Consider the following 10494-nt stretch of genomic DNA (forward strand, 5'->3'; position numbering starts at 1 on the left):
AACACGCCGAGCGCCACGGCCAGCGCGGCGGCGCCGAGCGCCGCAAGGGCGAGCAGCTTCGCCGCGACGGCGCGCCCGCGCGAGGGGACCGCCATGAGGTTGGCGAGGCGCCCGGCAGCGCGCTCCTCGTCCACGGCAAGTCCGCAGACGATGGCGGACATGAGCGGCATGAGGGCGCCAAGGAACTGGACGTAGGCGTCCGCGCCCAACGCCGGGTCCCATCGGGCTACGGAGAAGTACTCGCCGCAGGCAAGACCGGCCGCCAGGCCGCAGACGAGGTGCACCGCCGTGAGCGGGGAGCGCGCCAGGCGCAGGGCCTCGGAGAGCAGGGCCCGCGAGAGGGTCATGCGCGGCGTCGGGTCGGAGATTCGTGACATGGCCATCACCTCTCCTCGGAGCGCGCGAACCAGGCCGCACCCGCCGCCGTGAGCGCGGCGAACGCGAGCGCGCTGACCGCAAGGCCCGCCAGCGTGAGCATGCCGTCCGCCGCGAGCGCCCCGCCGAGCGCCATGTCCGCCGCGAGTGGCTCGCCGCTCGGCAGCACGGGGATGAAGCTCGTGGGGATGACCATGCTCGCCGACGGCGGAAAGAGCTGCGGCAACGGCACCAACGACCAGGCGAACCCACCCACGAGCTGCGCGACGAGCGGGCAGAAGATGCCCGCGAGCATGCCGAGCCGCGCCGTGAGGAAGAGCCCTGCGGGGATCATCCACGCCGCGGTCACCGTGTTGACGAGCGCGCAGAGGAGCATCGTGAGCGTGCCCGCGGCCGTGAGGCCCTGCGAGGAGAACGCCGATCCCGCGAGGTAGATGCCGAAGACCACGAGGTTCGAGAGCGTGCAGAGCGCGAGGCACCAGAGCGCCTTGGCCCACCAGGCGCGCCCGAGCGGGAAGCCCAGGCCCAGAAGCCCCCGCATCCGCGTGCGAGCGTCCGCCCGCGCGACGCACGCCACCACGAGCGAGAGACACACGGGCAGGAAGAGCGCGTACCAGTAGTTCCACGCGCTGAAGATCTGCACGCCCCGGTAGGGCATCGCGCCGAGCAGCGGCATCGGCAGCGCCATGAGCACGGCCAGGCGAACCGGTGCCGCGTGGCGCGACTTCAGGGCCTCGGCGCGCAGGGCCGCGAGCAGGCCGCCTTTCTCACCCGTCATGCCGCCACCTCCCCGCGCGCTCGTCGCCCTTCCCGACAGAAGCTCATGAAGAGTTCCTCGAGGTCCTGCCCGGGCCGAAGCGCATCCTCGTAGGCGAGGCGCCCCCCGCAGATGATGCCGATGGTGTCCGCCATCTGCTGCACCTCGGAGAGGATGTGGCTCGAGACGATTACCGTCGTACCCGCCGCCGCGAAGCCGCGGATCTGGTCGCGCAGCTCCTCGATGCCGATGGGGTCGAGCCCGTTGGTGGGCTCGTCGAGCACGAGCAGGCGTGGCCGGGCGATCAGCGCCAGCGCGAGCCCCAGGCGCTGCCGCATCCCCATCGAGAAGCGCCCGGCGCGCTTCTTCCCGGTGTCCGCGAGGTCCACGGCGGCGAGCACCTCATCTATGCGGCTCTCGGGAAGGCCCAGCAGCGTGGTGCGCACGCGCAGGTTCTCGCGCGCGGTGAGGTTGGGGTAGAGCGGCGCCTCCTCGATGAGGCTGCCGATTGCGTAGAGGTCCTCGCGGCGCCAGGCGTGCCCGGCAAAGAGGATCTCCCCGGCCGTCGGCCGCAGCATCCCGCAGATCATCTTGAGCGTTGTCGACTTGCCGGCGCCGTTGGGACCGAGCAGCCCGTACACCTCGCCCTCGCGGATATGAAGGCTCACGTCGGCCACGGCGTCCTGCGCCTGGTCGCCGCGGCCAAAGCGCTTGGTGAGCCCGCGCGTCTCGAGCATGTAACCCATGGGTTTATCCTTTCTCTTCCGGGAGCGCGGGCCGAGTCACCGTGCCCGCGCGCCTTACCTTTCGGGTTCACCATCCATGGTGGGGCGTGTTTCTAACGAAGCCGTAACGGCCGTTGGGCTCTTTTGGCGCCAACCCTTCTCGACCCGCACATCATGATTAATTTGCTTAAGGCAACAACTTTCCCGATCGATGTAATCACCGAATCAAAACGTGTACATCAGCCATCAAAGATGCCGAAAAATGTCATATTTGGAGGCTGATGTACACAAATGCAGAATGCCGCACAACCCAGTAGCATCCTCCATATGTCTGGACTCTCTATGCTTACGCTGGATAGACATCGCCGGAACGGGTATAGTATCGAAAGTTTTGTCGTTAACCAGCGGGGGAGTCCTGTGGGCATCAAAAAGAAGATCAAAAAGGAGCTTATCGGCACTTCCGATTACCCGTCGAATAAGATCTTTACGATCTCCAATTTCATCACCTTTACGCGCCTGATCCTCACCCTGGTATTTCTGTACCTGTTTGTGACGGATAACAACCGCGTCATCGCCATCGTTATCTACGCCGTTGCCGCCTCCACCGACTGGATGGACGGTCAGATCGCCCGCATGACCAAGACGGTCTCGTGGCTCGGCAAGGTCATGGATCCCATCTGCGACCGTGCGCTGCTGTTCACCGGCGTACTTGGGCTGGTGGTTCGCGGAGAGCTGCCAATCTGGGTCTGCGTGCTCATTATTGGCCGCGACATCTATCTGGGCATCGGCACGCTTATCGTGCGTCATTATCACCGTCGCCCCATCGATGTCGTCTTTCCCGGAAAGATTGCCACTGCACTGCTCATGACCGGCTTCTCGCTCATGCTGCTCGGGTTCCCCGTTATTGACGGCCTGCATCTTTTACCTTCAACCCTTACGGCCTTCCCGGGCCTCAACGGAAGCTCGGTGCCCCTCGGCATCTTCTTTGTGTACGGCGGCGTGATCTTCTCCATGCTCACGGCTGTCATCTATTCCATTAAGGGCGGAGTGGCCATTAAACAGGCTCTCGCGCATCCCGAGGACGAGGACATCGACTTTCTGAACCCCGAAATCGAAGACTGATTCGTTGGGGTATGATTACGTACGGTTCATTATTTGCGGCACGTCCGCGATAAGTTAGGGGTTGTCATGGACAACATGGTTAACAATATGCCTCAGAATGATAAGACTGCTGACGCTACCTGCGTATTCCGCGTGCCTTCAAGCGACGTCACCGTTCCCGACCTCATGGCCAACGTGCGCATCACCGCCCCCGTTCTGTCCATCGTCAAGGGTCCGCAGACTGGTGCCGCCTTTGAACTCGAGGACGACGTGACCACCATCGGCCGCGATCCTGCGAACGGCATCTTCCTCAATGACATGACCGTTTCGCGCAGCCACGCGCGCATTATTCGCGAGGGCCTCGGCGCCCGCATCGAGGACCTGGGCTCGCTCAATGGCACCTGGGTCGACGGTGCCATTGTCAACGCGGCCCCGCTGCACGACGGTTCTTCCGTTCAGATCGGTACGTTTACGCTCATCTACCACGAGAGCACGCCGGAGCGCATCGAAACCGGTGAGTAGGGCATGGCCGAACGCAACTATCTGAGTATCGGCCAAGTCGTCAACCTACTTCGAGGCGCATACCCCGATCTTTCGAACTCAAAAATTAGATTTCTAGAAGATGAGGGGCTCATTACCCCTCATCGTACGCCTAAGGGATACCGTCAGTACTCCAAGGAGGACGTTGATCGCCTGGAGGTCATTCTGCACCTGCAGAAGACTCGCTACATGCCGCTCAACGTGATTAAGCAGCGCTTGGAAAACGCCACGGACCTGTCAACGCTCGCCTACGAGGTGGGCTTGCTGTCCGATGTTCCGCTCAAGACGGAGCCCAAGGAGACTAAACAAAAGCTGCATCCCATCGAGACCATTCCCGATATGTTGGGCGTCGAGATCTCGTTTATCCGCTCGCTCGCCGAGAACGACCTCATTCGCATCATCAAGAGTCCGCAGAACCGTGAGCTCGTCGATGGTCGCGATTTTCCGATCATCCGCTACTGCTCCGAGCTGTCACGCTTCCATATCGAGCCGCGCAACCTGCGTCAGTACGTGTCTTCCGCCAACCGCGAGTCCTCGATGTTTGAGCAGGTGCTCGTGAGCATGCTCGGAATGGATACCTCCGATGACGAGCGCGACGCCAAGCTCGAGCGTGCGTTTAAGAAGCTTCACGACCTCACCGAGGGTGTGCATACGGCACTGCTCAAGAACCGCGTTTTTGAGTCGCTCAACGCCGTGGTCGAGGATGCCGACATCGATGCACTCGATGAAGAAATCGCTCGCTCCGAGTCCACCAAGGCCAAAAACGAAGAAACTGCCGCGCCGGCTTCACACGAGGATTCTCTCGTAAAGCCGCTCAAGGTTGTCGCCCCTTCGCAATCCGACACTGTCACCGCGGGCAAATAACAGCTACCGCTTATCCGGCAACCCATTGAAAGGTCATGCAATGTACGACTTCGAATCTCAAATCGTCGACATCCCCGACTATCCCGAGCCCGGAGTCATCTTCAAAGACATTACGCCGCTCTTTGGCAATCCCGAGGCGCTCAAAGCCATGACCGATGCCCTCGCCGAGCACTTTGCCGGCATGGGGATCACCAAGGTCGTGGGTCCCGAGGCCCGTGGCTTTATGGTTGGCGTACCGGTGGCTGTGGCCCTTGGTGCCGGCTTTGTTCCCGCACGTAAACCGGGCAAGCTACCCCGCAAGACGGTGAGCCAGAGCTATGAGCTCGAATACGGCACCGACTCTATCGAGATCCATGCCGATGCCATTACCTCTAAAGATACCGTGTTGATTCTGGACGACTTGGTCGCGACGGGCGGAACCGTCGAGGCAACAGGTAAACTTGTGCGAGATATGGGCGCAAAGCTTGTGGGCTACGGGTGTATCCTTGAGCTTGCGTTTCTCAACCCGCGCGAGAAGCTCACGCCGACTGACGACGATGTTGAGCTCTTTAGCCTGGTGACGGTGGACTAGCCGTTACCCTTAGTTACTGGAAAGGAAGCTACATGCGCACAGCAAACACGCACAAAAACATGGCACGCTGCGCTGCTACGGCAACCCTCGCTTGTGTTTTGGGCTTGGGCCTCGCGGCTCCTGCCTACGCCGATACCGCATCCGACCTTGCCGCTGCTCGTACGAAGCTCGAGCAGATCGGTACCCAAACCCAGCAGATTTACGATGATCTCGCCACGCAGACGCAGGCGCTCGATCAGACTGCTGGCGAGATCACGCAAAAGCAGCAGGAGATCGCTGACGGTCAGGCCAAGCTCTCGACCTATGTCGCCGGCGAGTACAAAACCGGCGGTCTGAGCCTGCTTCAGGTTCTGACCGGCGTCGATGACCTGAGCGATATGCTCAACCGTCTGTTCTACTACGGCAAAGTTTCCGATAAGCAGGCTCAGACCATTCAAGAGGTCAAGGAGCTTAAGCAGCAGCTCACCGATAAGCAGGCCGAGCAGGAGAAGAACGTCGCCACCACGCAAAAGAAGGTCGATGAGCTTAACGCCCAGCAGGCTGAAGCCCAGAGTGTCGTGAACTCCCTGGATTCACAGTTGCAGGCCGAGCTTGCTGCCGAGGCCCAGGCCAACGCCGCGCTGCAGGCTGGCATAAATGCTAGCACCGCCGAAAAGGCCACGGTGAGCAACGACACCGCCGGTACGAGCGAGAACACCAACAAGGGTGGCGGTACGACCAACGACGGCGGCGGAAACACGCCCGCGCCCGCTCCCACTCCGCAGCCCCCGACGCCCGCTCCGGCTCCGGCTCCGGCTCCGACGCCTTCCGCACCGAGCCAGTCCGTTGACGGCGGTTCCGTTGTTTCGCGTGCCTATAGCAAGCTCGGATACGCTTACTCTTGGGGTGGCATTGGGCCGAACAGCTTTGACTGCTCCGGTTTTGTAAGCTATTGCCTCACGGGACGCTACTGCCGTCTGGGCACCACGGTCGACTTCATGGGTTGGACCCGTGTGTCCGATCCGCAACCCGGCGATGTTGTGGTTAACTCCAACCATACCGGCATCTATATCGGTAATGGTCAGATGATCCATGCTTCCGACTACAAAACGGGCGTCATCATCAGTTCCGTCGCAGCCGGTATGAACAACAACTACATTTTCGTGCGCTACTAAGTCACTCTGTATAGCGAACGAAGGTGAACCTCGTGGCCTTTGAGCTGCGAGGTTCATTTATTTATGACCGTGCTCCATACATGATCCTAATGTGCTAGTTTTCAATACTAGATGCACGCTTCATCGGTGAGCAATATAGCTATAATGATTGAGAAGCATATAGAAAGGACCCTCTATGAGCTGGGCACTTATCTCCGATTCGAGCTGTAACCTCCGCGATTGGCAACCGACCGCGCCCCATACCACCTTTGCATTTGCACCCCTCAAAATTCGAGTGGGGGAGCGCGAGTTCGTCGATGACCTCACGCTCGACGTTCACGAACTCAATTGCGCCGTGCAGGCGGAGTCGAGCGCTTCTTCGAGCGCCTGTCCGAGCGTAGGCGAGTGGACCGAACTCTTTAGGCTTGCCGACAAGACGATTTGTATGCCCATCTCGGAGGGCGTATCGGGGAGCTATAACGCCGCCGCCACGGCACGCGATTTGGTTCTTGCCGAGGAGCCGAACCGTCAAATTCATTTGGTCAATTCACGCGGAGCCGGCGGCAAAATGGACCTGATCTTACTGCTGTTCGACCGGTATCTTGCAAGCAATCCGGATGTCTCATTCGAGGACGCTTGCGCATACTTCAATAGCCTTGAGCAGAACAGCAAAATCCTCTTCAGCTTGTGCAATTACGAAAACCTGGCCAAAGCCGGACGTATCCCTAAGGCAGCCGGCGTCATTGCCAACAAGCTCAATATCCGCATTTTGGGCACGGCGAGCGAAGCGGGCAAAATTGAACTCGTTGGGCACACCCGCGGCGAAAAGAAGATGCTCACCAAGATTGTCGACACCATGGAGGCCGCAGGCTTTACCGGCGGCGAGGTCGTTATCGACCATGTCGAGAATGAGGTGGGCGCCCAAGCACTTGCCAGCCGCATTGTGGAGCATTGGCCCGGCTCCAAGACGATTATCATGCCCTGTAACGGGCTAGATTCATACTATGCCGAGATGCACGGCCTCATTATCGGCTACGGTATGGGCGTGGCGTCGGGCCGATAATATCCAACTAGACAAACGTATGGGCGGGATAAGGAGCCATTGGCTCTTTATCCCGCCCATCTTATACCTCGGTTAGCTATTAAACCCATTGAACTTGAGATAGCTCATCAGATACGCCTTCGAAACGAAGGACGATACCGCACTGCGCACGAGCAACGATTCGCGCGTAACCTGATGTGCGGTATCGGGCACGGGAGTCTGCTCAACAGAAAACGCCGCACGAATCGATGCCTCGAGCTGATCGACAACATAATCGAAAGCCGTCGGAGCGTCGTAGCTCAAGCGCTGAATATTAAAGAGCGCCTGAACCGCAGCGATGGGCAGCACCTGCTTAAAGATACAAATGGCGATGAGACGCGCAATCTGCTCACGGCCATACTGCTTTTTAACCGGAGCAGGAACGAGGCCGACCTTTACGTAGTTATTGATCATCGATGGCGTGATAACGGGTTGCTCTACGCAAATCGAAAGCGGCTCCATCCACAGCGCAACATATTCAATAACCTGATCGCGATAGAGCGTTACGTTGGGCAGCTGGTCATAGCGTGGCAGGCTCAACGCGTTGAGTTTACCCACCATATCGGACTGAATAAATGCATCCGGCAGAACCGTCGGCTGAATATCCTCAGGCTTAATGCTGACCGACGTATCGGACATCGGGATAACATGTTTAGCATGGTTCATAAGAGGCCCCCGTTCGTTTTCTATATTGTATTCTAGGTTATATAGTTTTGCATACTACATAGCCGCAAAGTAAAAGTGGTTGGACGGCACATTGATGCACTGTCCAACCACTATGTTTAAAGATAGCAACCTTACATAAGATATATTATCGTACTTATCCACGGAGAAACGCGTATGCGCTCGTTGCTGCTATGGCTCCATCCGAAACAGCGGTCACAACCTGGCGTAAACGTTTGGAACGGATATCGCCAGCGGCAAATAAGCCAGGCGTGCGGGTGGCCATCGATTCGTCGGTCACAATACCGCCGTCGGACGCCAAATCTACCAGATGCTCTACAAGCTCAGTATGGGGCTGCGTGCCAGCAAAGACAAAAATGCCAAACGAACCAGGATCAAAGGACTCAGTGTGCATTTCACTAGTCGCATTGTCCTTGAACGTGATTGTCGTGGGCATCGCTTCACCAGAAAGCTCAACAATACTAGTTTGGTACCTAACTGAAATATTATCTTTTGCGAGCACCTTTTGAACCACGCCATCGGGGGCACGGAACTGATCGCGGCGCAAGACGATGGTCACGCTGCTGGCGATTTCTGACAAGAACAGGGCTTCCTCGCAGGCAGCATTGCCGCCACCGATAACATAGACCTGTTTACCGCGAAAGAACATGCCATCGCACGTCGCGCAATACGAAACGCCACGACCGCGATACGTATCCTCGCCAACAAAACCAGCAGATCGCGGCGTTGCCCCCATGCAAGCGATAACACTCGAGGCCAGCGTATCGCCCATATCGTGATGCACCGTAAACAGCGCTTTATCGGCATCGTAATCGATACCCGTAACCATGCTCCATGCAACCTGTGCTCCCAGGCCCTCTGCATGCTGCTGAAAACGCTCGCCGAGTTCGGCGCCACTCAAGAGCGGAATACCCGGATAGTTCTCGACCTCATTGGTTGTGGCGATCTGCCCTCCCGACATGCCCTGTTCAATCACGGTCGTCGTTAGGTTGGCACGAGCAGCGTAAATGGCGGCAGCATAGCCCGCGGGGCCGCCACCGATAATCGCAACATCGATCGGCTGATGGGTAGTCATGAAAAGACCTCCTGTCGAAAGATTGGCGTTCTTTGCGCTCATACCCAAATTTACGTGAACATGACACTCATGCACTACAATGATAAATCCGAGTTACAACGTCGAAGGGGAGTTATCGATGGATCAGGCGCAGACGAGCGACGACGCTCCCCTGCTCACGCACAGCACTCCCCAATCGGAGCAAACAGCGCTCTTGGCTCAGCTAAAACCTCTCGTGACCATCGTGCACGCCTCGGTCGGCTCGGGCCACAAGGCCGCCGCAAATGCAATTGCGCAGGCGTTCGACCTCATTCGCGGCACCAGCGGCATCCCCGAGGATGTTGAGATTGAAGTCCTCGATATCCTTGATTTTGGACGCATTAGATTCGACGGCAATAAGACCGCGGCATCTTTTACGGGAGCCACGCGCCCCATCTACGACCTGACCTGGCGATATACGCTTACGGGACATCTTCTCTGGGGTGGAGGCACGGCATGGTCGCGAATCATGTTCCCCGCCTTCAACGAATATATTCGTAGCCGTAGGCCCATAGCCGTGGTCGCAACGCACATCACAGCAGCCAATGTTGCCGTGGGTGCCCGCGTAATTACGGGTATCGATTATCCGGTCATCTGTGTGCCGACCGACTACGAAGTCGAGGGCTGGTGGCCCCACAAGGACACCGATCTATTCTGTGTTGCCAACGAATTTATGGCCGAAACGCTGCGTCCGCGCAAGGTGCTCGAGACAAAGATTCGCATTACCGGCATTCCTATTCGCGCCGGATTCGACACGGATTACGATCGCGAAGAAGAGCTAGCTAAGTTCAACCTCCCCACCGACAAGACCGTCGTGCTGGTAATGGCCGGTGCCAGCTTGCCTCAACCGTACGTTCGCTTTCGCGCGGAGATGGACCGCACCCTCCCCTTCCTACGCAGTTTCGAAGACATGCACTTTGTCTTTTTGCCGGGCAAGGATAAGGAATACGCCGCCCGCCTCAAGACACTCTTCGATGCCATGAAGCTCGAAAATGTCACGGTTCTTGACTATGTCGACGATATGGCGGCCCTTATGCACGGCTGCGACCTGGCAATTCTCAAATCGGGCGGACTCACCGTCACCGAGTGCCTATGCGCACATCTGCCGATGATCCTGCTGGGCAAATCATACGGCCAGGAAAAGGCCAACACCACGATGCTCACCGGCATGGGCGCCAGCATGCACGTCACCACGGCACGAGAGCTCATCGTAACCCTGCGCCACCTGCACGACCATCCCGAATCACTCAAAGCCCTACTCATCAACGGCGAAGTACTACGCCGCCCCCACGCAGCCGAAGACATAGCCATCGCAACCATGGAGCTCGTAGGCAAACCCCAAAAGCGCAAAAGAGCCTTCTGCCGCTTCTACTGGGGCGGCAAGCCAGCGCATATCCGCTAGCGTCTTTATGTCCGCTTACCTGCGGGAGGCCCCTATATATCATCCCGTGCTCAAACATTCTCGCTTCGCTGCGAAACTGCGCGCGGGACGATATATAGGGGCCTCCCGCAGGTAAGCCGCGTGGTGACGCATAATTTCTTTCGCAAATTGACAACCGCATAGCGGAAC

The 10494-nt window shown here is 58.4% G+C and carries 11 protein-coding genes and 1 pseudogene; 7 read left to right on the top strand and 5 right to left on the bottom strand.

From position 1 onward, the window contains the following. From DW024_RS09445 to DW024_RS09455, 3 genes and pseudogenes are all read right to left on the bottom strand, one after another. A pseudogene (locus DW024_RS09445) lies at positions 1-383 on the bottom strand (lantibiotic ABC transporter permease); the annotation flags it as partial. Then, positions 383-1153, bottom strand: coding sequence for a hypothetical protein (locus tag DW024_RS09450; RefSeq protein WP_117629184.1), 771 nt, complete (start codon positions 1151-1153; stop codon positions 383-385). The pseudogene DW024_RS09445 and the gene DW024_RS09450, both read right to left, overlap by 1 nt. After that, the gene (locus DW024_RS09455; RefSeq protein ID WP_055250122.1) at positions 1150-1878 is read right to left on the bottom strand and encodes a lantibiotic protection ABC transporter ATP-binding protein; all 729 of its coding nucleotides are present in this window, start codon (positions 1876-1878) and stop codon (positions 1150-1152) included. Before DW024_RS09455 ends, DW024_RS09450 begins: the two co-directional genes overlap by 4 nt. Before the next feature lie 396 nt (positions 1879-2274). Between DW024_RS09455 and DW024_RS09460 the strand changes: the two genes are divergently transcribed. From DW024_RS09460 to DW024_RS09485, 6 genes are all read left to right on the top strand, one after another. Further along, positions 2275-2979: a CDP-alcohol phosphatidyltransferase family protein gene (locus DW024_RS09460; RefSeq protein ID WP_089573364.1), complete on the top strand. Its 705-nt coding sequence runs from the start codon at positions 2275-2277 to the stop codon at positions 2977-2979. Between the two features lie 66 nt (positions 2980-3045). Then, the gene (locus DW024_RS09465) at positions 3046-3480 is read left to right on the top strand and encodes an FHA domain-containing protein (protein WP_006236002.1); all 435 of its coding nucleotides are present in this window, start codon (positions 3046-3048) and stop codon (positions 3478-3480) included. Between the two features lie 3 nt (positions 3481-3483). Beyond that, entirely contained in the window at positions 3484-4362 is an 879-nt protein-coding gene (locus DW024_RS09470) for a MerR family transcriptional regulator (protein WP_117757797.1), read from the top strand. A 40-nt stretch (positions 4363-4402) separates the two neighbouring features. Further along, the gene (locus DW024_RS09475) at positions 4403-4933 is read left to right on the top strand and encodes an adenine phosphoribosyltransferase (protein ID WP_117757798.1); all 531 of its coding nucleotides are present in this window, start codon (positions 4403-4405) and stop codon (positions 4931-4933) included. 32 nt (positions 4934-4965) lie between these two features. Next, the gene (locus DW024_RS09480; protein WP_118377574.1) at positions 4966-6087 is read left to right on the top strand and encodes an NlpC/P60 family protein; all 1122 of its coding nucleotides are present in this window, start codon (positions 4966-4968) and stop codon (positions 6085-6087) included. A gap of 175 nt (positions 6088-6262) precedes the next feature. After that, entirely contained in the window at positions 6263-7129 is an 867-nt protein-coding gene (locus DW024_RS09485) for a DegV family protein (protein ID WP_117839910.1), read from the top strand. Between the two features lie 72 nt (positions 7130-7201). On the opposite strand, the gene DW024_RS09490 is transcribed toward DW024_RS09485, so the two are convergent. Both DW024_RS09490 and DW024_RS09495 read right to left on the bottom strand, forming a co-directional pair. After that, entirely contained in the window at positions 7202-7813 is a 612-nt protein-coding gene (locus tag DW024_RS09490) for a DUF1836 domain-containing protein (protein WP_187361898.1), read from the bottom strand. A 154-nt stretch (positions 7814-7967) separates the two neighbouring features. Continuing rightward, positions 7968-8906, bottom strand: a complete 939-nt coding sequence (locus DW024_RS09495; RefSeq protein WP_118377575.1) for an NAD(P)/FAD-dependent oxidoreductase — start codon at positions 8904-8906, stop codon at positions 7968-7970. 118 nt (positions 8907-9024) lie between these two features. On the opposite strand from DW024_RS09495, the gene DW024_RS09500 reads away from it, so the two are divergent. Next, positions 9025-10326, top strand: coding sequence for a glycosyltransferase (locus DW024_RS09500; protein WP_118377576.1), 1302 nt, complete (start codon positions 9025-9027; stop codon positions 10324-10326). Positions 10327-10494: the final 168 nt, after the last annotated feature.

This window comes from Collinsella sp. AF37-9, assembly GCF_003475115.1.
Classification (GTDB): Bacteria; Actinomycetota; Coriobacteriia; order Coriobacteriales; family Coriobacteriaceae; genus Collinsella.